We start from the raw sequence: 23,816 nt of genomic DNA, 5'->3' as shown, positions 1-23,816 counted from the left end.
GGCAGGTGCGGTTCTGTGCGGCAGACGTAGGTCGGATCCTCGGCCTCCTCCATACCCTCGAAATGGTACGGATGTACCTATTTCTATCCACAGGGTCGAAGTTGTCCACAGATCGCTCTGTGCCCCTTTCGCGGGTATGCGGTGCCGGGCACGCTCACTGCATGGACACAGACATCGGTGGCGAAGTGCTGGTTCTGATCGAAGACCCTGCACTGCTGCACAGCATTCGGCGGGTCGCCGCCGCGGCGGACCGCAGGATCGACGAAGCCGAGGTCGCCGATGCGCACCACACCTGGGGGAGTGCTCCCCTCGTCGTACTCGACACCCGGGCCGCCATCGCGTGTCACCGCCTCCCTCGCCGACGTCGGGTGGTGTTGTTGTGTGACGGAACGCCGGGGATCGACGAATGGCGGATCGCGACCGCGATCGGTGCGGAGCACGTCCTCGCGGTACCGGAGGACGAAGCCACTCTGGTCACGGTGCTCGGTGAGCAGCCTCAGAAGCCGGAGGCGGACGGCAGCGTCGTCGCTGTCGTCGGAGGCTGCGGTGGTGCCGGTGCGTCCACCATGGCAACGGCGGTAGCCCTGTGTGCCGCCACCGGTGCACAAGCGGAAACGACACTGCTGGTCGACACCGACGCGTGGGGGTCGGGTCTGGACGTGCTCCTCGGTCTCGAGGACGTTCCCGGCCTGAGGTGGTCGGGCCTGTCGATCGAGGGGGGACGGATTTCGTCCGACGCACTCCGAGACGCGCTCCCCGCACGCGGCGAGCACTTACGGGTTCTGTCCTGCAGTCGCAGCGGCCACGGGAACTCGGGGCCGACGCCGGCAGCGGCACGCGCAGTGATCGAAGCGAGTCGGTACGCCGGGAATCTCGTCGTATGCGACACGTCGAGATTTCCCGGACCGGTCACCGAAACGGTCCTCGAACTGGCAGATCTGGTAGTCCTCGTCGTGCCGGCGACCGTCCGTGCTTGCATCGCTGCCGGCAAGGTCGCGCAGTGGATTGCCGAGCGAAACCCGAACCAGGGTGTCGTGGTGCGCGGCCCGGCGCCGGGAGGTCTGCGGGGCGCGGATGTTGCGGAGGTGCTCGAACTGCCTCTGATCGCGTCCATGCGCGCCGAGCGCTCCCTCACCGCAATGCTCGAACACGGCGGCTTGAAACCCGGCCGACGCTCAGCGCTCATCGCTGCAGCATCGGCGATCCTCGACACGGCGGCCGAGAGGCCGCGTTCGCGGGAGTGGGCGGCGTGAGTTCCCTCGTCACGCCCGACCTCCTCGACCGGGTCCGTGAACGCCTCGCCCACACTTCGGGGGAGCCGACCCCGGCAACGGTCGCTGCCGCCATCCGGACCGAGTCCGGTGGTGTACTGGGTGACACGGATCTTCTCGGTGCGTTGCGTGTGCTGATGACCGAGCTGACGGGTGCCGGTCCCCTCGAGTCCCTGCTCACGCGTCCCGGCGTCGCGGATGTCCTCGTCACCGCTCCCGACGAGGTGTGGGTCGATCAGGGTCGCGGTCTCGAACGCACCGACGTGCGGTTCGTCGACGAGGCGGGGGTACGCAGACTCGCTCAACGCCTCGCCCTGTCAGCAGGTCGCCGGCTCGACGACGCGCAGCCCTGGGTCGACGGGCGCCTGCGCGGGGTGGGCAATGGCTCGTTCGGAGTGCGGCTCCACGCAGTGCTCGCCCCCGTGGCGCACGGTGGAACCTGCCTGTCGCTGCGTGTGCTGCGGCCGGCCACTCAGGGCCTCGACGCCCTGCTGTCGGGTGGTGCGCTCACCGAAGAGGCCCACGCGCTGCTGGGAACAGTGGTGCGCGCGCGGCTCGCCTTTCTGGTCACCGGGGGCACGGGCGCCGGAAAGACCACGCTGCTCGCCGCGCTGCTCGGCGCCGTCGATCCGGCCGAACGCATCATCTGTGTCGAAGACGCCGCCGAGCTGGCGCCCAGACATCCGCACGTGGTCCGGCTGGTGGCGCGGGCGGCCAACGTCGAAGGAGTCGGCGAGGTGACCGTCCGGGATCTGGTGCGCCAGTCCCTGCGCATGCGTCCTGATCGAATTGTTGTGGGGGAGGTGCGCGGCGCGGAGGTCGTCGACCTTCTCACGGCTCTCAATACCGGCCACGACGGCGGTGCGGGAACCGTCCATGCCAACTCGCCCGAGGAAGTGCCCGCCCGGCTCGAAGCCCTCGCCGCGCTGGGCGGAATGGACCGCAGCGCCCTGCACAGTCAGCTGGCCGCTGCGGTCCAAGTGATCTTGCACGTGCATCGGTCCTCGAATGGAACTCGGAAGCTGATGCAGATCGGTGTGGTCACCAGTGACGACCGGGGATACGTCTCCATCGTCCCGGCTTGGACTTTCGGCACCGGGTCGGACGCGGGCGCCGCGATCCTGCAGCAACTCTGTGCCCGCCGCATCGGAGAAGAATCTGCCGAACGTGTGGTGGCGACGTGATCGCAAGTCTCTTGGTGCTGGCCTGCGCTGTCCTCGCGATGCCCTCGGCGTTGTCCCGTACTCGGTTGCTCGCGGTTGTCGGGCGGCGGCCACCGCGGAGGCGCGCCAGGGTGTCCGGCATGATTCCGGCTGCTCTCCTCGTCCTTCCCGTTTCCTACGAACTGGGCGGTGTCGCCGTCGTACTCGCGGCGATGATTGCGTGCGCCACAGTTCGTTTCAGATATGTGCGGCGACGAGCGGCTCGGGCGAGAGATGCCGACCTGCGCGTGATCCTGTCGAGTCTCGAGGTGGTGACTGCCGAACTTCGCGTCGGTGCGCATCCTGCGACAGCGTGTGACACGGCCGCAGACGAGGGTTCCGGTGTCGTGTCGGTGGCCTTCCGGTCCGCATCGGCACGCGCTCGTCTCGGGGGTACCGCAGCAGATGGACTGCGTATCAACGACTCCCGAGTCGGAGTGGAGCTGGCGCGCATTGCCGACATCTGGGACGTCGCGGAGAAGCACGGTCTTGCGCTCGCCGAGTTACTCGAGGCGGCGCGCGCTGATCTGCTCGGTCGGCGGCGATTTCGTGGGCGCACCGAGGCGGGGCTGGCGGGCGCGAGGGCAACGGCGAGCGTGCTGGCCGCTCTTCCGGTCCTGGGCATCGGCCTCGGCCACATGATGGGTGCTGCGCCACTCGAAGTGTTGCTCGGCGGCGGACTGGGCGGTGGTCTGGCCGTGCTGGGGACGGGCTTGGTGTGTGCGGGACTGCTGTGGACCGATCGCATCACCGCGCAGGTAACACAATGACCTGGATCATGCTGTCACTCATGGCCGGTGCACTTCTCATCCTTCCGGGTCGCCGGCCTTCACGCGCGCGCCTGCAGGGCGAGCGTGGCCCGGTCGTGCAGAACGACGGCGACGATCGACACCGGCGCGAGGACCCGCTCGCCGTCGCGGCCACCTTCGACCTGCTGGCCGCGTGCCTACGTTCGGGGCTCCCTGTCGCGGTCGCCGCCGAGGCGGTGTCGCTGACGGCCCCGGCACCGTTGTCGGAGTCGTTGCGCCGAGCGGCGGATCTACTGTCCCTGGGAGCGGACGCGGCCACCGCATGGGAGTCGGCGGCGTCGGATCCGGCCACCGAATCACTTGCCCGAATGGCTCGTCGCTCGGCCAGGTCAGGATCGTCGTTGGCAGGTTCGATGACCGAGTTGGCTACCGAAAGTCGCTCCCAGGCCGAGGATTCGGCGGCGGCTTCGGCCGAACGCGCCGGTGTGCTGATCAGCGGTCCGCTGGGTCTGTGTTTCCTGCCGGCCTTCATCTGCCTCGGGATCATTCCCGTCGTCGTCGGTCTCGCCTCCCGGGTTCTCGATGGCGGACTGCTCTGACTTCACACTCCCGGTGCAGATCCACTGCGCCGGTACAACAAGGGGGAAACATGATGGTGAACACGATGCGCGCTCTGACGGCTCGCCTGACACTGCTTGCGGTCGAGGAGGACGGGATGTCGACCGCCGAGTACGCAATCGGCACGATCGCCGCGGCGGCGTTCGGTGCGGTGCTCTATTCGGTGGTCACCGGTGACAGCATTGTGACCGCGCTGACGAATATCATCGACAAAGCGCTGAGTACCGCGGTCTGATGACACAGTCGAGGGGGCTGCGGCGCTCGGATGCGGGGGCGGTCACGGTGGAGGCGGCCATTGCGATCGCGTCCATCGTGGTGGTGGTCGTCCTGTGCATCGGAGCGATCACGGCGGCGACGCTCCATGTTCGTTGTGTCGACTCGGCCCGTGAAGCGGCTCGTCTCGCTGCTCGTGGGGATCGGGAGTCGGCGATGTCCGCAGCAGCGAGGGTGGCTCCTGACGGCGCCGACGTGGTGTTGCGCGAGGAGGGGGATCTCGTCGTCGCCACCGTACGCGCCCGCAGTCCGCTCCTTCCGCTCGTGCATATCTCGGCCGAAGCTGTCGCGGTACGCGAGCCCACCGCCGCAGGGTGGGGTGGGCGATGAATGCTCGCGACGAGCGTGGTTCCGCCACAGTGCTGACATGTTTCGGGCTCGCGGCGCTGGTGGTGATAACGGCGACTCTGCTGCACCTCGGTTCGGCGGTCTCGGTGCGGCACCGGGCTCAGTCCGCGGCGGATCTTGCGGCCCTGGCCGCCGGAGTGGGACTCGACCGGGGCGGCGAGTCCGCGTGCGCTGCGGCGCGTGCCGTGGCGGAGCGGATGCACGCCGAGGTGGTCGACTGCACAGTCGACGACTGGGATGTGGTGGTGACGGTCACGGCCCCGATGTTGCTGTCCTCGCTGGGCATTCGAGATGCCCGGGCAGTGGCTCGGGCCGGACCTGCGGAATGAGACGGCCGTTCATCCGAGCGCGTCGAGCACCGCCGCGAGGACTCGGATAGCACCGTCCTTGTCGAGGGGGTCGTTTCCGTTTCCACATTTCGGTGAGTACACACAAGAAGGGCAACCGGAGGTGCACTCGCAGGAAGTGATCGCGTCCCGGGTCGCGCCCAGCCACCGCGCGAGCTCGGCGTGGCCCCGGTCGGCGAATCCGGCACCGCCGGCGTGTCCGTCGTAGACGAACACGGTGGGCAAGCCGGTGTCGGCATGCAACGCCGTCGAGACGCCGCCGACGTCCTCGCGATCGCACACCGCGACCAGGGGTAGGAGTCCGATGGCTGCGTGCTCAGCGGCGTGGAGAGATCCGGGCACTCGTTCGGCCGCGACACCGGCTAGGGAGAGCAGCTCCGGGGTCATCGTGTACATCACGGCACGGGTACAGAGGGTCTGCTCGGGCATGTCCAACTCCACCGAGTCGAGTACTTCACCGGAGGGCAGTCGGCGCAGGTACCCGATCACCTGGTGCGTTACCTCTACCTCGGCGAGTGCCACTTCGACGTCACCGAAAAGTTTCTGCTCCAGCACAGCTGTCACGGTGATCTCGGTGGTTTCCCGGGCCGAGGTCGTCCAATCGGGGTCCTCGGCGTGAACCAGGGCAAGACCCTGATCGAGATCGAGTTCGTCGATGACATACGACTCCCCCTGATGGATGTGCACGGCGCCGGGATGGACGGTCGCAGGGGCGCGACCGGTGTCGACGGTTCCCAGCAGACGTCCGGTTTCCGACACCACTATTGCTACTTGCGTTCCGATTCCACCCCGGATATCCAGTGCGCCATGCGGATTTGTTCCCGCAGTCACGAACCAGCCGTGGGCGCGTCTGCGAATCAGACCCTGTTCGGACAGCTTTGCGAGGACGTCGAGACCGCCGAATTTTTCTGCTTCGGCATCGGAAAGCGGCAACTCCATTGCTGCGCACAGCAATTGTGGACCGAGGACGTACGGATTGGACGGGTCGGTGACGGTGGCCTCCACCGGCTTGTCCAAGAGTGCGGACGGGTGGTGCACGAGGTAGGTGTCCAGCGGATCGTCGCGGGCTACCAGGACGACGAGCGATCCTTCACCACGCCGGCCGGAGCGGCCTCCCTGCTGCCAGAACGAGGCGACCGTCCCGGGAAATCCCGCCACCACCACGGCGTCGAGTCCGGCGATGTCGACTCCGAGTTCGAGCGCGTTCGTCGTTGCCGCACCGAGCAGCGTGCCGTCGGCGAGGGCAGCCTCGAGTTCGCGTCTGTCTTCGGCCAGGTAGCCGGCGCGGTACGACGCGACCCGCGTAGCAAGTTCGGGATCGACCTCCGCGAGTAGGCGTTTGGTGGCCATGGCAGTCAGTTCGGCGCCGCGCCGTGAACGGACGAAGGTGAGAGTACGTGCCCCTTCGGTCATCAGGGTGGCCATGATGCGTGCGGCCTCCGAACCTGCAGGCCTGCGGACCGGACTCCCGTTCTCTCCCGTCACCTCCCGCATGAGGGGTGGCTCCCAGAGGGCGATGGTTCGCGGGCCGTGGGGCGACCCGTCGTCCACTATCTCGGCGCACGGGGCCCCGATGAGGCGGGACGCGGCGGAGCCGGGTTCGGCGGTGGTGGCGGAGGCGAGGACGAAGACAGGGTCGGCGCCGTATCGCGCCGCGATGCGTCGGAGTCGGCGCAGGACGAGAGCCACATTGGAGCCGAAGACACCACGGTAGGAGTGGCATTCGTCGATTACGACAAACGCCAGATTGCGGAAGAAGTGCGACCACCGTTGATGGGTCCGGAGAAGGGAGATGTGCAGCATATCGGGGTTGGTGAAGAGCCACCGTGAGTTCTCGCGCGCCCACTGACGCACCTCCGACGGTGTGTCACCGTCGAACATGCAAGGGCAAGCGCCCCGAAGGTCGTCCGTAGCGTCGATGATCGAGGTCACCGCCCGCAACTGGTCTGCGCCCAGGGCTTTGGTCGGTGACAGGTATAGGGCGGTCGCCCGCGGATCCATTGCCAGAGTGGTGAGTACCGGTAGCTGGTAGGCGAGCGACTTTCCCGATGCCGTTCCGGTCGACACCACCACGTTCGTGCCCTGGTGGGCAAAATCGGCGGCAGCCGCTTGATGGCTCCACGGCCGGGCGATCCCGTTCTGCTGGAGGGCCGAGACGACCGAGGGGTGCGCCCACGTGGGCCAATCCGTCAGTGCCGACGTCCGAGCAGGCATTTCGGCGGCAAATGTCAATGGCGTTTCGTTCGGCGGGACGCCGTCGAGCACCCTGTCGAGCAACTCGCGACCGTATGTTTCGCCAGTATTTCCACTGTCGTCACGGGGCGAAAACGGTGTGCTCACTGATCTCTCCGGGCTGTCGATGGAGCGGGGCGAGGAGCTTCTACACCGCCACGACCTGCATATATGATGATAGCGAGTCGACTCCCCGGGATGTTCCCGGGGGTACGGCACGTGCCGACCGGATGCGTCGATTCGCGGCTGTTCGCTACAAGATCAACATTTTGTGTGAATTGTTCCGTTTTCGACTGTTGCGTTCGCGGAGTTCATGGTTGACTACATCTTGGTCGCAGCTTCTGTGTTCGTGGGCTTGAAAGAGTGAGCGTTCGCAGGATCGATGTTGCGAACGCGGTGCTCTGCTTTTCCTGAGGGGGAAATCAAGAAGTACAGCGGTCGGAACCGGCCCGGCGGACTGTACGTGCTGTCCGCCGAATCCGGTGTTAGAAAGAGAAGGAAAAGCATGGCACAGGGCACTGTGAAGTGGTTCAACGCGGAAAAGGGCTTCGGCTTCATCGCACCCGAGGACGGCTCCGCTGACGTCTTCGTTCACTACTCCGAGATCCAGGGCAGCGGTTTCCGCACCCTCGAGGAGAACCAGCGCGTGGAGTTCGAGGTCGGCCAGGGCACCAAGGGCCCCCAGGCAACCGGCGTTCGCGCAGTCTGATTCTGCCGTCCATTCCGTGGACACGAAAATCAGATAGGCGGGATCTCGCGATTCCGTCCGAATCGTCCCCCATCGCCCGAGGCGGTGGGGGACGATTCGTTTTCCATGCTGGTGGCCACAGTGACGTGGCAGAAGGGGGTAAGTCGATGAGTCAGCTCTCCTTCTTCTCTGCCGAGGCACTTCCACCGGCGGTTGCGGATCTGGGTGGGCTTCTCGCAGCGTCGGGCCAGGTGGTCTCCGGCGGCGGCCGCGCGCGGATTTCCATCGTGGTGGATGCGCTGTGGCGCGCGGAAGGAATCGCCGAGCTGATCGCCGAGGCGGGGCTGGAAGCCGAGATCACCCGGAGCGACGAGGGCAGCCCGCTCGTGCGCACCGCTTCGGTAGTCGACTTGCGGCCCCTCGCGGAGCAGTGGACGAGGGGCGCGGTGAAGGCGGTGCCGCCGGGCTGGGTGCCGTCCGGAAGGCAGCTGCGGTTCTGGGCTCTGGCTGCTGGCCACGGCGAAGCCGACGGGGAACGCTTCGTTCTCGGACTCGATTCGCACGCCCCGGACACCCACGCGCCACTGGCTCAGGCCTTGATGAGGGCGGGTATGGCGCCGACGTTGATCGGCACGCGCGGGTCGGGTCCCGGCCTTCGAATATCGGGTCGGCGTAGGCTCGGCAGACTCGTCGAGAGTATCGGCGAAGCACCCGCAAACATGGACGATCGTACCGGTTGGCCCCACGTGTAGGACCGCGTAGGCAGTACTGATCTGCGAGGACGGGTCGCGGGTATGTCACTCTAGTAATAGGCGAACCCGGTATAAACGGTTTGTCTGCACAACTGTCGGGTGGCAGCGATCGACTTCAGGAAGGCTCGGGCAACAGGTGGCAAAAGGTGACAACGGCAGTGCACAGGATGCGGCGGGAGCGTCCGGCCAGCCTCGCCGCCTCGTGATCGTCGAGTCGCCGACCAAGGCCCGCAAGATAGCTCCGTACCTCGGAAAGAACTACGTCGTCGAGGCGTCGGTGGGGCACATTCGTGACCTTCCTCGCGGCGCCGCCGATGTTCCGGCCAAGTACAAAGGTGAGCCGTGGGCCCGACTCGGTGTCGACGTCGATCATGATTTCGAGCCGCTGTACGTGGTCAGTCCAGAGAAGAAGTCCAAGGTCACGGAACTGAAGGGCCTCCTCAAGGACGCCGACGAACTATTCCTCGCCACCGACCCCGACCGTGAGGGCGAGGCCATCGCCTGGCACCTGCTCGAAACTCTGAAGCCGAAGATTCCGGTTCGGCGGATGGTCTTCCACGAGATCACCGAGCCGGCCATCCGAGCGGCTGCCGACGACACCCGCGAACTCGACACCGACCTGGTGGACGCCCAGGAAACTCGGCGCATCCTCGACCGTCTCTACGGTTACGAGGTCAGCCCGGTCCTGTGGAAGAAGGTCATGCCGAAGTTGTCGGCGGGCCGTGTGCAGTCCGTCGCCACCCGTGTCATCGTTCAGCGTGAACGCGAGCGGATGGCATTCCGGTCCGCGTCCTACTGGGACATCTCGGCCACCCTCGACGCAGGCGCCGACGCGAGCCCGCGCAGCTTCGGGGCACGTCTGGTGAGTGTCGACGGTTCACGGGTCGCGTCGGGTCGCGATTTCGGCTCGGACGGCCAGCTGAAGACCGGCACGGTCACGGTGCTCGACGAGGCCCGTGCACAGAGGCTCGCCGAATCCCTCGCCGGTGTCGACCTCACCGTGTCGTCCGCGGAGAGCAAGCCGTACACGCGCAAGCCCTACCCACCGTTCATGACGTCGACGCTCCAGCAGGAAGCGGGACGCAAGCTCCGATTCACGTCGGAGCGGACGATGCGCATTGCCCAGCGGTTGTACGAAAACGGCTACATCACCTACATGCGTACCGACTCGACGACGTTGTCTGCATCGGCCATCGCCGCAGCGCGCGCGCAGGCCACCGAGTTGTACGGCGCAGAGTACGTTCACGCGTCGCCGCGCCAGTACACCCGCAAGGTGAAGAACGCCCAGGAAGCTCACGAGGCGATCCGTCCTGCGGGCGATGTCTTCCAGACTCCGGGGCAGCTGCACTCACGGCTCGATACCGACGAGTTCCGGCTCTACGAATTGATCTGGCAGCGCACCGTGGCGTCTCAGATGGCCGATGCCCGCGGCACCACGCTCACCCTGCGGATCTCGGGTACGGCAGGTACGGGCGAAGAATGCACGTTCTCCGCGTCGGGCCGCACCATCACGTTCGCCGGCTTCCTGAAGGCATACGTCGAAAGTGTCGACGAAGAAGCCGGCGGCCAGTCCGACGACGCCGAGTCGCGCCTGCCGGTGCTCGTCGAGGGCCAGGCGGTCACCGCGACCAAACTCGATCCGGACGGCCACACCACCAATCCACCGGCTCGGTACACCGAGGCGAGCCTGATCAAGACCCTCGAAGAGCTGGGCATCGGTCGGCCGTCCACCTATTCGTCGATCATCAAGACCATCCTCGACCGCGGATACGTCTACAAGCGCGGTAGTGCGTTGGTGCCGTCCTGGGTCGCGTTCGCCGTCATCGGTCTCCTCGAGATGCACTTCGGTCGGCTGGTCGACTTCGACTTCACCGCCGGGATGGAGGATGACCTCGACGCAATCGCCGGTGGCCGGGAACAGCGCGGCAACTGGCTGAGCAGTTTCTACTTCGGCGGTGATCACGGCGCCGAGGGTTCCGTCGCCCGAGAGGGTGGCCTGAAGAAGATGGTCGGTGTCAATCTCGAGGAGATCGACGCTCGCGAGGTCAACTCCATCCGGCTCTTCGACGACGCCGAAGGCCGCGAAGTTCATGTCCGTGTCGGACGCTTCGGTCCTTACCTCGAGCGGATGGTTCGCAACCCGGACGACCCCGAGGGCGACCTCATCTCGCAGCGTGCAAACCTGCCCGACGACCTTCCGCCGGACGAGCTGACACCCGAGTACGCCGAGAAGCTGTTCTCGACGCCCCAGGAGGGCCGCAAGCTCGGTGTCGATCCACTGACCGGGCACGAGATCGTGGCGAAGGAGGGCCGGTTCGGCCCTTACGTCACGGAGATCCTTCCCGAGCCGGAACCCGAGCCCGAACCGGCCGTGGTGCCGGTCGCCGAGCCGGAGCCCGCCGAGGGCACCACCAAGACCAAGACGGCAGCGAAGAAAGCCCCTGCCAAGAAGACGGCGAAGAAGGCAGCGGGTCCCAAGCCGAGAACCGGTTCGCTTCTCAAGTCCATGGATTTGGCCACGGTCACCCTCGACGACGCCCTGAAGTTGCTGTCGTTGCCGCGTGTGGTGGGTATCGATCCCGAATCGAAGGAAGAGATCACCGCCCAGAACGGCCGATACGGTCCCTACCTCAAGAAGGGCACCGATTCGCGGTCACTCGCCACCGAGGACCAGATGTTCACGGTCACGCTGGAAGAGGCCTTGAAGATCTACGCGGAGCCCAAGCGTCGCGGACGGCAGGCGTCGGCGACGCCGCCCCTGCGGGAGCTGGGCGTCGACTCGGTCAGTGAGAAGCCGATGGTGATCAAGGACGGCCGGTTCGGACCGTATGTAACGGACGGCGAAACCAACGCCAGCCTTCGCAAGGGCGATGAAGTGGAAAGCATCACCGACGCTCGGGCGTCGGAACTGCTGGCGGAGCGTCGGGCGCGCGGACCTGTCAAGAAGAAGGCTCCCGCCAAGAAGGCACCGGCCAAGAAGGCTGCGGCGAAGAAGACTGCTGCCAAGAAGGCACCGGCGAAGAAGGCTGCTGCGAAGAAGGCCTCGGACAAGAAGGCGTGAGCCGGTGCGGCGGGGCCTCGGGGGTGTCGCAGGTGCGGGATAGTCTGACGTCGTGACCGTATTCGACCGGTTGGTGGGCCAGGCAGATGTCGAGGCCGAACTGACTGCCGCTGCTACGGCGGCCCGTCTCGGACTTGGCTCAATGGGGTCGTCGATGACGCATTCGTGGCTTTTCACAGGCCCCCCGGGCTCGGGCAGGTCGGTGGCCGCGCAGTGCTTCGCCGCGGCCTTGCAATGCACCAGTGACGGCGTCCCTGGTTGCGGTGCGTGCCACTCCTGCACCACTGCAATGGCAGGCACCCACGGTGATGTGCGGCGGGTGGTTCCCGAAGGGCTGAGCATCAGCGTGAGGGAGATGCGGGCCATCGTGCAGACGGCCTCCCGCAGGCCCAGTACCGGTCGCTGGCAGATCGTCGTCGTGGAGGACGCAGACCGTCTCACCGAGGGCGCGGCCAACGCTCTCCTCAAGGTTGTCGAGGAGCCGCCGGATCGCACCGTGTTCTTGCTGTGCGCCCCTTCCGTCGATCCTCAAGACATCTCGGTGACCCTGCGGTCGCGCTGCCGGCACGTCGCCCTTGTCACTCCGTCGGCGGACGCGATCGCTCAGGTTCTGCGCGAGAGGGATGGTGTGGAGCCCGAAGAGGCGCGCCTTGCGGCGTCGATCAGTGGCGGTCATGTCGGTAGGGCACGGCGACTGGCGACCGACCTGAATTCCCGCATTCGTCGCAAGGAGGCCCTGGACCTTGCGGTCGCGGCATTGCGACCCGCGACTGCGTTCGCGGCTGCCGAGGAGTTGGTGCGCTCAGCCGACGCCGAAGCGAAAGAGATGAGTGCGGCGCGAGACGAGCAGGAGACGGAAGAGTTGCGCACCGCCCTCGGTGCAGGAGGCACCGGCAAGGGCGCTGCCGGGGCCATCCGAGGATCGGCCGGTGTACTCAAGGATCTGGAGAAGCGGCAGAAGTCGAGGGCTACCCGCACAGGTCGTGATGCGCTGGATCGCGCTCTCATCGATCTCGCGGGTCTCTACCGCGACGCCCTCGCCGCCACGTGGGGATCGGCAGCCGCTGCAAACCATCCCGACATGGCCGACCGGGCTGCGGAACTCGCGTCGAGAACCTCGCCGGAAGGCCTGCTGAAGTGCATCGAAGCGGTACTCGAGTGCCGTGAGGCGATCGCTGTCAACGTCAAACCACAGTGGGCTGTCGATGCCATGGTGGCCAGCCTCGGCGACGCGTTCAGGGAGCCGTTTTCGCATACTCGGGGTTGAGGCGCTAGACTCGCCACCGCCGAAAGGCACCGCTGCCTTAGCTCAGTCGGTAGAGCATTTCACTCGTAATGAAAAGGTCGAGAGTTCGATTCTCTCAGGCAGCTCAGCGGTACTCTGGCCCTCCCTGATTCCTCGGGGAGGGCCAGAGTCGTATTCGGATCCGACACGTCGAGGACGGGGATCTGTGTCGTTCGCAGTCCCGACCCGCCGCGGCGGGGAAAGATCCGGAAGACTGGAAGCGTGGACATCGAGAATCGAACCCGTACCTCACAGGTGGCGGGTCTACGTGCGCTCGGTGCGCCGGCGACGGTTGCCGCAGGGACCGCCGCCGCCGTCGCTCTCCTGCACTTTCGCGATCCACATCAGTCGGGCGCGTACGGCTTCTGCCCCGTGTACGCATTGACGGGCTGGTGGTGTCCGGCCTGCGGGGGCCTTCGGGCTGTCCACGACCTCACCGATCTGGACATCGGGGCCGCGTTGTCGAGCAACGCCTTGATCGTTCCGCTGCTCGCTGTCTCGGTGTACCTGTGGGTGCGGTGGGCGCAGCGCCGCTGGGCGGGAGCGCGCGCTCGATCGATCGTCATCCGTCCATATGTGATGGTGGGTGTCCTGATCGCTCTCGCGGCGTTTACGGTCACGAGGAATACATCTTGGGGAAGCTGGCTGGCGCCGGCTTGACGACGGTCGCCGCCGGCATGAAACAGAGAGTCGGTTCACAGATGGCAATGCAGGTTTTCTCGTTGATTGCGATCCTCGGAGCATTGATCGTGCTCATTCCGACAGCGCTCCGAGTCTTCGGTAAGAGCGACAACGTGAAGGCACCCGATGACGCCGAAGAGTGACCGGGCGCTGCTCTCGACAACCCTCCGCCCCACGGTCATGATTCGTGTATGAGTGATTCGCTGAAGGACCGGGTCCGGGAGAAGTTGATCCGCCAGCTCGCCGAAGACGGGGGCCACCCGGTCCAGGAGGCAGAAGGAGACGATCCCCGGCTCGTTTCGATCGATGCGGATCTTGCCGCGCTGGAGCAGGCAGCCGACGGCGATGTGGTCATCGAGGAACTTGCCGCGAAGTACTGGGTTCCGTAAGAAGGCGCTCCAGCAGCCTGACCAGGCAATTTGGCGTAGCGGGTGTTCGTCGCGTAACTTATTCCAAGTCAGAGCGACACGGACACCGACCCCGGCCGGAAGGCGGGGGACACGAGGTTGGACGAAGGCGCCTGAACTTCCCGAAGACGCTGATCGTGATTGGCGTGTTCGAGATGTCCTGGAAGTTCCCGTTTGCATCGGGAGGGGACAGGAGTTAGGCTGGAGCGGTTGCCCCGGATCGGCTAGCGAGTGTTGCTGGTGGTGATGGTGTGTGCGTGTTCTTTGAGAACTCAACAGTGTGTCGATGAATGTCAGTGCCAAATTGTTTTTGGTACTCCGCATCACGGATGATCAACTGGCCTTTGGGGTTTGGTTGTGAGTGGTGTGGGTATTTGCTGGCTCTTCTCCTTCTTCCGTCGGAGGGGGGTCAGTGTTTGATTGAGCTAGTTTGAGTTTTTGATCGCTAGTGATTTGACTCGATGTCTATGACTGATTGGGGTTCGCCTCTTTCTAGAGTCTTCAACGGAGAGTTTGATCCTGGCTCAGGACGAACGCTGGCGGCGTGCTTAACACATGCAAGTCGAGCGGTAAGGCCCTTCGGGGTACACGAGCGGCGAACGGGTGAGTAACACGTGGGTGATCTGCCCTGCACTTCGGGATAAGCCCGGGAAACTGGGTCTAATACCGGATACGACCTTCGGCTGCATGGCTGGGGGTGGAAAGGTTTACTGGTGCAGGATGGGCCCGCGGCCTATCAGCTTGTTGGTGGGGTAATGGCCTACCAAGGCGACGACGGGTAGCCGACCTGAGAGGGTGACCGGCCACACTGGGACTGAGACACGGCCCAGACTCCTACGGGAGGCAGCAGTGGGGAATATTGCACAATGGGCGAAAGCCTGATGCAGCGACGCCGCGTGAGGGATGAAGGCCTTCGGGTTGTAAACCTCTTTCAGCAGGGACGAAGCGGAAGTGACGGTACCTGCAGAAGAAGCACCGGCTAACTACGTGCCAGCAGCCGCGGTAATACGTAGGGTGCAAGCGTTGTCCGGAATTACTGGGCGTAAAGAGTTCGTAGGCGGTTTGTCGCGTCGTTTGTGAAAACTCACAGCTCAACTGTGAGCTTGCAGGCGATACGGGCAGACTTGAGTACTGCAGGGAGACTGGAATTCCTGGTGTAGCGGTGAAATGCGTAGATATCAGGAGGAACACCGGTGGCGAAGGCGGGTCTCTGGGCAGTAACTGACGCTGAGGAACGAAAGCGTGGGTAGCGAACAGGATTAGATACCCTGGTAGTCCACGCCGTAAACGGTGGGCGCTAGGTGTGGGTTCCTTCCACGGAATCTGTGCCGTAGCTAACGCATTAAGCGCCCCGCCTGGGGAGTACGGCCGCAAGGCTAAAACTCAAAGGAATTGACGGGGGCCCGCACAAGCGGCGGAGCATGTGGATTAATTCGATGCAACGCGAAGAACCTTACCTGGGTTTGACATATACCGGAAAGCCGTAGAGATACGGCCCCCCTTGTGGTCGGTATACAGGTGGTGCATGGCTGTCGTCAGCTCGTGTCGTGAGATGTTGGGTTAAGTCCCGCAACGAGCGCAACCCTTGTCTTATGTTGCCAGCACGTAATGGTGGGGACTCGTAAGAGACTGCCGGGGTCAACTCGGAGGAAGGTGGGGACGACGTCAAGTCATCATGCCCCTTATGTCCAGGGCTTCACACATGCTACAATGGCCAGTACAGAGGGCTGCGAGACCGTGAGGTGGAGCGAATCCCTTAAAGCTGGTCTCAGTTCGGATCGGGGTCTGCAACTCGACCCCGTGAAGTCGGAGTCGCTAGTAATCGCAGATCAGCAACGCTGCGGTGAATACGTTCCCGGGCCTTGTACACACCGCCCGTCACGTCATGAAAGTCGGTAACACCCGAAGCCGGTGGCCTAACCCCTTGTGGGAGGGAGCCGTCGAAGGTGGGATCGGCGATTGGGACGAAGTCGTAACAAGGTAGCCGTACCGGAAGGTGCGGCTGGATCACCTCCTTTCTAAGGAGCATCTCCAGTCATGTACCGCTGAACAGTCAGTGGATGATGGTCTGGCAGAGGCCATTTCGGATGCGTATGTTATCCGGTGGTTGCTCATGGGTGGATCGCTGACAAGTATTGGTTCTCAACTGCCGGCCTGTGTGCTGGTGGGAGGGCGAATTATATCGACATACTGTTGGGTCCTGAGGGAACACGTGAGTGTTTTTCTTTCAGGAAAGTGACGATCCGGTTCGGATGTCAGGCAGACCGCATCACTTTTGGTGGTGGGCATGGTGCTGGCGGGAGTTCGAGGCGGGTGTGTTGTTTGAGAACTGCACAGTGGACGCGAGCATCTTTGTTGTAAGTAATGAAGAGCGTACGGTGGATGCCTTGGCACCAGGAGCCGATGAAGGACGTAGGAGGCTGCGATAAGCCTCGGGGAGCTGTCAACCGAGCTGAGATCCGAGGATGTCCGAATGGGGAAACCCAGCACGAGTGATGTCGTGTTACCCGCATCTGAATATATAGGGTGTGTGGAGGAACGTGGGAAGTGAAACATCTCAGTACCCACAGGAAGAGAAAACAATAGTGATTCCGTGAGTAGTGGCGAGCGAAAGCGGAAGAGGCTAAACCATGGATGTGTGATAGCCGGCAGGCGTTGCATTCGTGGGGTTGTGGGGTTCATCTTGTCAATGCTGCCGTGTTGGCCGACAGTAAGAAATCATGGTGTTAGTGGAAGTGGTCTGGAACGGCCTGTCGTAGAGGGTGAGAATCCCGTACACGAAAACATTGTGACTGTCGTGATGGAAACCCAAGTAGCACCGGGCCCGTGAAATCTGGTGTGAATCTGTCGGGACCACCCGATAAGCCTGAATACTCCCTGGTGACCGATAGCGGACTAGTACCGTGAGGGAAAGGTGAAAAGTACCCCGGGAGGGGAGTGAAATAGTACCTGAAACCGTGCGCTTACAATCCGTCAAAGCCTTCGAGTGACTTGTCGCTGGGGGTGATGGCGTGCCTTTTGAAGAATGAGCCTGCGAGTTAGTGGCATGTCGCGAGGTTAACCCGTGTGGGGTAGCCGTAGCGAAAGCGAGTCCGAATAGGGCGTTTATAGTGGCATGTTCTAGACCCGAAGCGGAGTGATCTACCCATGGCCAGGTTGAAGCGACGGTAAGACGTCGTGGAGGACCGAACCCACTTAGGTTGAAAACTGAGGGGATGAGTTGTGGGTAGGGGTGAAAGGCCAATCAAACTCCGTGATAGCTGGTTCTCCCCGAAATGCATTTAGGTGCAGCGTCGCGTGTTTCTCATCGGAGGTAGAGCTACTGGATGGTCTAGGGGGCCCACAAGCTTACCGAAATCAGCCAAACTCCGAATGCCGGTGAGTGAGAGCGCGGCAGTGAGACTGCGGGCGATAAGGTTCGTAGTCGAGAGGAAACAGCCCAGATCGCCAGCTAAGGTCCCTAAGCGTGTACTAAGTGGAAAAGGATGTGGGGTCGCGAAGACAACCAGGAGGTTGGCTTAGAAGCAGCCACCCTTGAAAGAGTGCGTAATAGCTCACTGGTCAAGTGATCCTGCGCCGACAATGTAGCGGGGCTCAAGTACACCACCGAAGCTGCGGCATTCACACAATGCACCCCCATTTTCCTGCGGGAGGGTGGGCAGTGGTGTGGATGGGTAGAGAGCGTCGTGTGGCCATGGAAGCGGCGGGGTGACCCAGCCGTGGAGGCCACACGAGTGAGAATGCAGGCATGAGTAGCGAAAGACGAGTGAGAAACTCGTCCGCCGAATGACCAAGGGTTCCTGGGCCAGGTTAATCCGCCCAGGGTGAGTCGGGACCTAAGACGAGGCCGACAGGCGTAGCCGATGGACAACGGGTTGATATTCCCGTACCCGTGTGAACGCGCCCCTGGTGAATCAGTGATACTAACCACCCTGAAACCGCGTGTGAACCTTCGGGTTCGTAGGTGGCGGATGCGTGGGACCTGATCTGGTAGTAGCCAAGCGATGGGGTGACGCAGGAAGGTAGCTGAGCCAGTCAGTGGTAATACTGGTGTAAGCCTGTAGGGAGTGACCTAGGCAAATCCGGGTCACACATATCCTGAGAGGTGACGCATAGCCGAATGAGGCGAATTCAGTGATCCTATGCTGCCGAGAAAAGCCTCTAGCGAGCTTTCACACGGCCCGTACCCCAAACCGACACAGGTGGTCAGGTAGAGAATACTAAGGCGATCGAGATAACTATGGTTAAGGAACTCGGCAAAATGCCCCCGTAACTTCGGGAGAAGGGGGGCCTCGTCTGGTGATCACTCTTGCAGTGTGAGCTGGGTGGGGCCGCAGAGACCAGTGAGAAGCGACTGTTTACTAAAAACACAGGTCCGTGCGAAGTCGTAAGACGATGTATACGGACTGACGCCTGCCCGGTGCTGGAAGGTTAAGAGGACCGGTTAGCCATTTCGGTGGCGAAGCTGAGAATTTAAGCCCCAGTAAACGGCGGTGGTAACTATAACCATCCTAAGGTAGCGAAATTCCTTGTCGGGTAAGTTCCGACCTGCACGAATGGCGTAACGACTTCTCAGCTGTCTCAACCATAGACTCGGCGAAATTGCATTACGAGTAAAGATGCTCGTTACGCGCGGCAGGACGAAAAGACCCCGGGACCTTCACTACAGCTTGGTATTGGTGTTCGGTTCGGTTTGTGTAGGATAGGTGGGAGACTGTGAAGCGCTCACGCCAGTGAGTGTGGAGTCGTTGTTGAAATACCACTCTGATCGTATTGGACCTCTAACCTCGGACCATGATCTGGTTCAGGGACAGTGCCTGGTGGGTAGTTTAACTGGGGCGGTTGCCTCCCAAAAATGTAACGGAGGCGCCCAAAGGTTCCCTCAGCCTGGTTGGCAATCAGGTGTCGAGTGCAAGTGCACAAGGGAGCTTGACTGTGAGACTGACAAGTCGAGCAGGGACGAAAGTCGGGACTAGTGATCCGGCACCGGCAAGTGGAAGCGGTGTCGCTCAACGGATAAAAGGTACCCCGGGGATAACAGGCTGATCTTCCCAAGAGTCCATATCGACGGGATGGTTTGGCACCTCGATGTCGGCTCGTCGCATCCTGGGGCTGGAGTAGGTCCCAAGGGTTGGGCTGTTCGCCCATTAAAGCGGCACGCGAGCTGGGTTTAGAACGTCGTGAGACAGTTCGGTCTCTATCCGCCGCGCGCGTTAGAAACTTGAGGAAGGCTGTCCCTAGTACGAGAGGACCGGGACGGACGAACCTCTGGTGTGCCAGTTGTTCCACCAGGAGCACCGCTGGTTAGCTACGTTCGGAAGGGATAACCGCTGAAAGCATCTAAGCGGGAAGCCTGTTCCAAGATGAGGTTTCTCACCCCTCGAGGGTAAGGCCCCGGCAGACCACCGGGTTGATAGGCCAGAACTGGAAGCCCAGTAATGGGTGTAGGTGACTGGTACTAATAGGCCGAGGACTTACCACAAAGAAGCTACGCGTCCACTGTGCAGTATCTGAAACAACACACAGATACCCCCTTTTTTCCTTTCACGGAACCCCCTGGACAGTTCCGCACCCCACCCGGGTGCGTGGCCACGGCGGGGGAACCGGAAAAAGGGAAGATGGGTGTGTGACAGTTTCATAGAGTTACGGCGGCCATAGCGGAGGGGAAACGCCCGGCCCCATTCCGAACCCGGAAGCTAAGCCCTCCAGCGCCGATGGTACTGCACTCGACAGGGTGTGGGAGAGTAGGACACCGCCGAACATCCGTTACCGGAAGCCCCCAACACCTGTTGGGGGGCTTCCGGCATTCCACAACAAAAAATTCAGCAGGTGAAACGCGCCGCATCCGGAGGGATTTGATATATTGCGGGCGGTCAAGGGATGATTTCCAATTCGAATCCCGGTTTCGCTTGATCAATGGAATCGATGTTGCTCATGGAATAACTGCACCGATTGAGACCACATCTTGTGGACATCTGGGGTTGTGCCAGACAGTGATTTGTCGGCGATAGTTTGTTACGTACGAGTGCGCCGGCTCTGTTCAATTGCGGTCTTGGTCACGGTCGTATTCGATGCTGCCTTCGGGCGTAAATGCGCGGTCACCGGCATCATCAGTCTACGCGGCCGGCCGAAACCGTTGTCGTACTACGACAATGTCTACATTGCACCAGTACCGATCGCGCACGACACCGTGGTGCCGACCAGACCCATACCGGACCTACAAAGAGTTCCGGGCCTCGGCCGCAGCCGAAATCCGCGGCGCAGGAAAGACCATGAGGTGAATCTCGTCCAGCGGCATACTTTTGAATCGCGAGCGAAGAGGGATTTGCCCCAGTCATCTGCGACGCGATAGCTCCGCGCTCAGCTTCGTTACCGCCGAGAGTGCCAGCGGCATCTGAAACTGACTTCGTTCCGGCAACCGAAAATTGGCCCCTGGGTTGGTTGGTGGTTCGGCCGGTGGGTGCGCGACGAGGTCGCGTCCCTCGAGGCGGGTAGCTGTCGCCTTTGAGGGATGACGACAGAGTGGTGGACGACGCGGGCGATCATCGCTGCTGCGACGGCCTCGTCACCGAAGGCCTCACCCAGCGGCCGAAGGGGTTGTTCGTGGTGATGAGAGCAATAAAAAAGACCCGTGGATCGATTTACCGCGGGCTGGCGTGTCCCTCATGTGCTCGGCGGGACGAGTCGGCTAGCGGGCTACGCGGTAGCGGAGGTAGACCACTTTCGAATTGAGGGTGCGGGACTCGATGAGATCGAGGTTCACCCGATGCTCGCGTTGGGGAAAGAAGGTGCGGCCGCCCCCCAGCAGCACTGGGTAGACCCTGGCCCGGTACTCGTCGATGAGACCCAACGCGGCCGCCTCGGCGGCGAGAGTCGCTCCGCCGATCGCGATGTCGCCCTCCGCCGGTTCGGCTCGCAATCGCTCGATCTCATCCGCCAGACTGCTGGACGCCAGGCGGGCGTTTCCCTGCACCGCCGACAGCGTGGTGGAGAAGACCAACTTCGGGAGCCCCATCCAAAGCGCGGCGAATTCGAGCGTTGAGTAGTCGAGCGACGGGTTCTGGTCGGCGGTCTCCCAGTACAGCATGGTCTCGTACAGCCGTCGTCCGAGCAGATGGACGCCGACCCGGCGTACCTCGTCAGTGGCGAGGTTGAAGACCTCTTGGTCGGGTGAGCTCCAGTCGAAGGACCCGTCGGGCCCGACGACGTAGCCGTCCAGCGACACGGCCATCGAGTAGCTCACGCTGCGCATCAGGAGCTCCCCTCAGTAACGGATTCGACTTCATGGTGAGTTGACCATCGCGCAACCAGTCGTGTCACGCGGCTTGCCGATGACCTCCTGATTCGTGGTCGTCGGGTTTCCGACGAGGACGCCCTTCTCGAACTTCGCGTCGGCGCGGGCGAGGGCGACGAGGTGGGGTGCGTTCGCGGCACGCCATCCGGATGGGTGGGCTCATGAGTGTGAACGCCTTCGCGATACCGGCCGCGCGGGTGCCGGGTCCCTTGGTGACTCAGTGCCGGAGCCGCACGGTGGTGAAGGTCGACTCGATCGGGTTGTGTGCAGGTGGATCAGTGCTCGGCCGGTAGTCATAGAAGAGAAGGCGAGCAGCACCTCGAGGTCGTAGGTGACCTTTGCGGTCGCCTTGGGACACTTGGAGGCGTAGTCGGCGGCGAACGTCTTCGCCGCGGCCCGGGCGTGCTCCTTTTCTTTGGCGTTCCAGATCTCGGCTAGTGCAGCCTTCGCGCCAGGCTGGGCGGACCTGGGCAGAGCGTTGAGCACGTTGGCGATCTTGTGGAACCAACACCGCTGCTCGCGGGAGTCGGGGAGCACCTGCCGCAGGGAACCCAGAACCCGAGACCGCCGACGCCGATGCGAGCACCGGGGCGTGCAACCTGCGACGCATGCACGAGCGGAGCAGGTCGAGCCAGGACTCCGAAATTCGCGGTGTCCGTCGTCGAAGGCGACCAGTTTCTTGGTGCCGTCAGCCCGCACGCGACGATGACCAGCAGGCACGCCTGTCCTGCTCGAGTCGGATCTCGGGTGGATCCCCGTCGACCCCCCCACATGCAGACGAAGTCGGTGTCCGTCAGCGAGCGCATGTTGAACGCCTTAGCCTCCTCCTGCCAGTGCTTGGTCGTCCAGGTGATGGTGGCCGTCGACAGGCCGCTGCTGCTGCCAAGGAACTGCCCCAATGCCGGGCCGAAGTCCGAGGACGACAAGCCATGCAGGTACAGCAGCGGCATCACCGCGGCGACCTCGGCCTGCAGCGCCGCCGCGAGCATCTATCTCGCTCAGGAGGTGCGCCCGCTTCAGGTCACCCGCCGAGGGTGATCCACAGGTTTTGACTATCGCTCGGTGGTGATCGAGCGGTGCTCACCCTGGGAAGGCGCGGATCGCGAGCCGATCGCCAGAAGAGTCTTACTGGTGCCGGGAGGTCCGAAGACCACGTTGCCTTTTGCGGTCACGAAGTCGAGGGTTCCCGGTGCGTGAAGGTGTCCCGCTCGAGGCCGCGGGCGTAATCGAAGTCGAAGTCCAATTCCTTCAACGAGATGCGGGCGGTGCATCGCGCCGCCCGCATCCGCGATGCACCGCCGTGGCTTCCATGGCCGGGACCTCCCGCTGCAGGCATACGACCAGGAATACTTCGTGGGTCCAGTTCTCGGACGGGCCCGCTCGATCAATCGGCCGGCAGCGCCACGCAAGGTCGGCTCTTTCAGAGCGCGGGTGAGGAGCCTCAACCCCGCTGTCAGGTCCCGATCCGACGTTCTGGTATTCGCGGTCAGTAAGCCACCGCTCCGTCGTCGTCGCGTTCCATCTCGGTGGTCCGGTCCGGTCGGTAGACCAATGCGATGCGGTCCCGGCCTAGTGCCGCAGTGGCTTCCACATGATCGGGGTTGCAGGTGTTTGTGGTGTCGCCGTTGGAGTCGAGGCGGATGTAGTGATCGCGGTCAACCGGGTCAACTGCTTTCCGCGGTGGCTGGGGGACCGGGGGCAGGGCGAGCATCGAAGCCCTGGTCGGCGTTCGATTCATTGCCGCGGAAACCCTGCCTGGGTCGGTTCGCGTTTTGCGTGTGCCGACACCACCGGCTCGCGCCTTCGCCATCCCGCACCAGCACCCTGGGTACCGTACCGAGGCTCCTAATCACACTGCCACCAGCCCGCGAACGGGTTCTCGGGGCCGCGGGTATGTGCCAGCACCCCGATAGCCACCGCGATAGCCACAGGCCACCGTCCGGACCGGTAGCTTCGTCGGCGTCCGCGCCCTCCTTGGTTGCACGTGCCTCGGGACTCACCCGTCTCGTATATCGGGCCGGCGCTCTGGAGGCGACGGCGTTTCCTCCGAGAGTAACCAATCAAACTATCGGGCAACAGTTCTCGGCGCCTTCATGTCCTGAGATCGAAAAGTCTCTTTGTCTACGGTCGTTGAGGTGGCGCGGTTCAACGCTCCTACCGACTCCTCGTCGTCACCACCGGTTGGCCGTGCGTGCCGAGAAGTCTCCTCGGAAGGCCGAGAACGCCCAGAAGTTTATGACGCGAAGACGTCTGCGCTCATGACTGGCTCCTCCAGGTCGGCGCCGACCAACGGCACGGTCACCTGCACGGCCGGGGTGTCGGAATCGGCGCAATCATCGGCGGCTTGGGCCGAGTTACCAGCGGCCGCAACGCTGGAGGCGCTGGCTCCTCCGGAAGGCGGGAACTGAGGTCTGCTTCGCCGCATTGGTAGGTTGGCGTGCGTCCTCGCCCCTGGTCCTTTGCCGCGGTCACAGGGTGCGTTATCTCAGTCGCCACGCTGAGAGCGGACGCCGACATGCGGGCAGCGTGACTGCAGCGAGGGTCTGCCCGCGCTACTTCGCTAGGCGTCAGGCCCTGTCGCGCTCAATGAGCCGGCATTCCGGCGATT

At 63.3% G+C, this 23,816-nt stretch carries 18 protein-coding genes, 1 tRNA gene, 3 rRNA genes and 2 pseudogenes; 19 read left to right on the top strand and 5 right to left on the bottom strand.

All coding sequences use genetic code 11. The annotated features are described in order from the left end of the window. The first annotated feature begins 161 nt into the window (after positions 1 to 161). From ssd to HYG77_RS12550, 7 genes are read left to right on the top strand one after another with little or no spacing between them, the layout of a single operon-like run. Positions 162 to 1,253, top strand: a complete 1,092-nt coding sequence (ssd, locus tag HYG77_RS12580) for a septum site-determining protein Ssd (protein WP_208962820.1) — start codon at positions 162 to 164, stop codon at positions 1,251 to 1,253. Then, entirely contained in the window at positions 1,241 to 2,455 is a 1,215-nt protein-coding gene (locus tag HYG77_RS12575) for a TadA family conjugal transfer-associated ATPase (RefSeq protein WP_208962819.1), read from the top strand. Before ssd ends, HYG77_RS12575 begins: the two co-directional genes overlap by 13 nt. Continuing rightward, positions 2,452 to 3,243, top strand: a complete 792-nt coding sequence (locus HYG77_RS12570) for a type II secretion system F family protein (protein WP_244461295.1) — start codon at positions 2,452 to 2,454, stop codon at positions 3,241 to 3,243. Before HYG77_RS12575 ends, HYG77_RS12570 begins: the two co-directional genes overlap by 4 nt. After that, a complete protein-coding gene (locus HYG77_RS12565; RefSeq protein WP_208962818.1) occupies positions 3,240 to 3,821 on the top strand; it encodes a type II secretion system F family protein in 582 nt (193 codons plus the stop codon). Before HYG77_RS12570 ends, HYG77_RS12565 begins: the two co-directional genes overlap by 4 nt. Before the next feature lie 50 nt (positions 3,822 to 3,871). After that, complete coding sequence (locus tag HYG77_RS12560; protein WP_109326382.1) at positions 3,872 to 4,075, top strand: DUF4244 domain-containing protein; 204 nt, start codon at positions 3,872 to 3,874, stop codon at positions 4,073 to 4,075. Continuing rightward, positions 4,075 to 4,443, top strand: a complete 369-nt coding sequence (locus tag HYG77_RS12555) for a TadE family type IV pilus minor pilin (protein WP_109326385.1) — start codon at positions 4,075 to 4,077, stop codon at positions 4,441 to 4,443. Before HYG77_RS12560 ends, HYG77_RS12555 begins: the two co-directional genes overlap by 1 nt. After that, on the top strand, positions 4,440 to 4,790 hold the full coding sequence (locus HYG77_RS12550) for an Rv3654c family TadE-like protein (RefSeq protein WP_109334829.1): 351 nt from the start codon (positions 4,440 to 4,442) through the stop codon (positions 4,788 to 4,790). The genes HYG77_RS12555 and HYG77_RS12550 overlap by 4 nt, the downstream gene beginning before the upstream one ends. A gap of 9 nt (positions 4,791 to 4,799) precedes the next feature. Here HYG77_RS12550 and HYG77_RS12545 read toward each other — a convergent pair whose 3' ends face one another. Further along, positions 4,800 to 7,148: a DEAD/DEAH box helicase gene (locus tag HYG77_RS12545; RefSeq protein WP_208962817.1), complete on the bottom strand. Its 2,349-nt coding sequence runs from the start codon at positions 7,146 to 7,148 to the stop codon at positions 4,800 to 4,802. A gap of 397 nt (positions 7,149 to 7,545) precedes the next feature. Here HYG77_RS12545 and HYG77_RS12540 point away from each other — a divergent pair, with 397 nt between their 5' ends. The 11 genes from HYG77_RS12540 (at position 7,546) to rrf (ending at position 19,675) form a co-directional block, all read left to right on the top strand. Beyond that, complete coding sequence (locus HYG77_RS12540; protein ID WP_005248460.1) at positions 7,546 to 7,749, top strand: cold-shock protein; 204 nt, start codon at positions 7,546 to 7,548, stop codon at positions 7,747 to 7,749. A 146-nt stretch (positions 7,750 to 7,895) separates the two neighbouring features. Next, positions 7,896 to 8,480: a hypothetical protein gene (locus tag HYG77_RS12535; RefSeq protein WP_208962816.1), complete on the top strand. Its 585-nt coding sequence runs from the start codon at positions 7,896 to 7,898 to the stop codon at positions 8,478 to 8,480. Between the two features lie 136 nt (positions 8,481 to 8,616). Continuing rightward, positions 8,617 to 11,541, top strand: a complete 2,925-nt coding sequence (gene topA, locus HYG77_RS12530) for a type I DNA topoisomerase (RefSeq protein ID WP_109326387.1) — start codon at positions 8,617 to 8,619, stop codon at positions 11,539 to 11,541. Positions 11,542 to 11,593: 52 nt separating this feature from the next. After that, entirely contained in the window at positions 11,594 to 12,808 is a 1,215-nt protein-coding gene (locus HYG77_RS12525; RefSeq protein WP_109326390.1) for a DNA polymerase III subunit delta', read from the top strand. Between the two features lie 31 nt (positions 12,809 to 12,839). Next, positions 12,840 to 12,912 (top strand) — tRNA-Thr (locus HYG77_RS12520). A gap of 136 nt (positions 12,913 to 13,048) precedes the next feature. Beyond that, a complete protein-coding gene (locus tag HYG77_RS12515; protein WP_109326391.1) occupies positions 13,049 to 13,486 on the top strand; it encodes a DUF2752 domain-containing protein in 438 nt (145 codons plus the stop codon). Positions 13,487 to 13,527: 41 nt separating this feature from the next. Further along, positions 13,528 to 13,650, top strand: a complete 123-nt coding sequence (locus tag HYG77_RS40670; RefSeq protein WP_257792467.1) for a hypothetical protein — start codon at positions 13,528 to 13,530, stop codon at positions 13,648 to 13,650. A gap of 48 nt (positions 13,651 to 13,698) precedes the next feature. Continuing rightward, positions 13,699 to 13,896 carry a hypothetical protein gene (locus HYG77_RS12510; protein WP_208962815.1) on the top strand — a complete coding sequence of 66 codons (198 nt, stop codon included), beginning with the start codon at positions 13,699 to 13,701 and terminating at the stop codon, positions 13,894 to 13,896. Positions 13,897 to 14,415: 519 nt separating this feature from the next. After that, positions 14,416 to 15,932, top strand: a 16S ribosomal RNA gene (locus HYG77_RS12505). Positions 15,933 to 16,269: 337 nt separating this feature from the next. Continuing rightward, positions 16,270 to 19,396 (top strand): 23S ribosomal RNA (locus tag HYG77_RS12500). 162 nt (positions 19,397 to 19,558) lie between these two features. Next, positions 19,559 to 19,675, top strand: a 5S ribosomal RNA gene (gene rrf / locus HYG77_RS12495). The 16S, 23S and 5S rRNA genes sit together here, the layout of an rRNA operon. A gap of 730 nt (positions 19,676 to 20,405) precedes the next feature. Here rrf and HYG77_RS39570 read toward each other — a convergent pair. Continuing rightward, positions 20,406 to 20,531, bottom strand: a pseudogene (locus HYG77_RS39570) (ATP-binding protein); the annotation flags it as partial. Positions 20,532 to 20,602: 71 nt separating this feature from the next. After that, entirely contained in the window at positions 20,603 to 21,166 is a 564-nt protein-coding gene (locus tag HYG77_RS12490) for a dihydrofolate reductase family protein (protein WP_208962814.1), read from the bottom strand. Positions 21,167 to 21,979: 813 nt separating this feature from the next. Here HYG77_RS12490 and HYG77_RS12480 point away from each other — a divergent pair. Then, the gene (locus HYG77_RS12480) at positions 21,980 to 22,246 is read left to right on the top strand and encodes a hypothetical protein (protein ID WP_208962812.1); all 267 of its coding nucleotides are present in this window, start codon (positions 21,980 to 21,982) and stop codon (positions 22,244 to 22,246) included. Between the two features lie 128 nt (positions 22,247 to 22,374). On the opposite strand, the pseudogene HYG77_RS39565 reads toward HYG77_RS12480, so the two are convergent. Together HYG77_RS39565 and HYG77_RS12470 are read right to left on the bottom strand one after the other, a co-directional pair. Continuing rightward, positions 22,375 to 22,698: pseudogene (locus HYG77_RS39565) on the bottom strand (IS21-like element ISAau2 family helper ATPase IstB); the annotation flags it as partial. Beyond that, complete coding sequence (locus HYG77_RS12470; protein ID WP_208962810.1) at positions 22,695 to 22,946, bottom strand: hypothetical protein; 252 nt, start codon at positions 22,944 to 22,946, stop codon at positions 22,695 to 22,697. The pseudogene HYG77_RS39565 and the gene HYG77_RS12470, both read right to left, overlap by 4 nt. Between the last annotated feature and the right edge of the window lie 870 nt (positions 22,947 to 23,816).

Source organism: Rhodococcus sp. ZPP (genome assembly GCF_017656075.1).
In the GTDB taxonomy this organism is placed as follows: Bacteria; Actinomycetota; Actinomycetes; order Mycobacteriales; family Mycobacteriaceae; genus Rhodococcus_F; species Rhodococcus_F oxybenzonivorans.
The sequence above is the reverse complement of the archived record's forward strand: the minus strand, read 5'-3'. Positions and strand labels throughout refer to the sequence as shown.

What these genes read in the sequence shown, in the direction of transcription:
- ssd (WP_208962820.1), top strand. Translation starts at nt 162, where the DNA reads ATGGACACAGACATCGGTGGCGAAGTGCTGGTTCTGATCGAAGACCCT.
- HYG77_RS12565 (WP_208962818.1), top strand. Translation starts at nt 3,240, where the DNA reads ATGACCTGGATCATGCTGTCACTCATGGCCGGTGCACTTCTCATCCTT.
- HYG77_RS12560 (WP_109326382.1), top strand. Translation starts at nt 3,872, where the DNA reads ATGATGGTGAACACGATGCGCGCTCTGACGGCTCGCCTGACACTGCTT.
- HYG77_RS12555 (WP_109326385.1), top strand. Translation starts at nt 4,075, where the DNA reads ATGACACAGTCGAGGGGGCTGCGGCGCTCGGATGCGGGGGCGGTCACG.
- HYG77_RS12550 (WP_109334829.1), top strand. Translation starts at nt 4,440, where the DNA reads ATGAATGCTCGCGACGAGCGTGGTTCCGCCACAGTGCTGACATGTTTC.
- HYG77_RS12540 (WP_005248460.1), top strand. Translation starts at nt 7,546, where the DNA reads ATGGCACAGGGCACTGTGAAGTGGTTCAACGCGGAAAAGGGCTTCGGC.
- HYG77_RS12535 (WP_208962816.1), top strand. Translation starts at nt 7,896, where the DNA reads ATGAGTCAGCTCTCCTTCTTCTCTGCCGAGGCACTTCCACCGGCGGTT.
- HYG77_RS40670 (WP_257792467.1), top strand. Translation starts at nt 13,528, where the DNA reads ATGGCAATGCAGGTTTTCTCGTTGATTGCGATCCTCGGAGCATTGATC.
- HYG77_RS12510 (WP_208962815.1), top strand. Translation starts at nt 13,699, where the DNA reads ATGAGTGATTCGCTGAAGGACCGGGTCCGGGAGAAGTTGATCCGCCAG.
- HYG77_RS12490 (WP_208962814.1), bottom strand. Translation starts at nt 21,166, where the DNA reads ATGCGCAGCGTGAGCTACTCGATGGCCGTGTCGCTGGACGGCTACGTC.
- HYG77_RS12480 (WP_208962812.1), top strand. Translation starts at nt 21,980, where the DNA reads ATGCAGACGAAGTCGGTGTCCGTCAGCGAGCGCATGTTGAACGCCTTA.
- HYG77_RS12470 (WP_208962810.1), bottom strand. Translation starts at nt 22,946, where the DNA reads ATGAATCGAACGCCGACCAGGGCTTCGATGCTCGCCCTGCCCCCGGTC.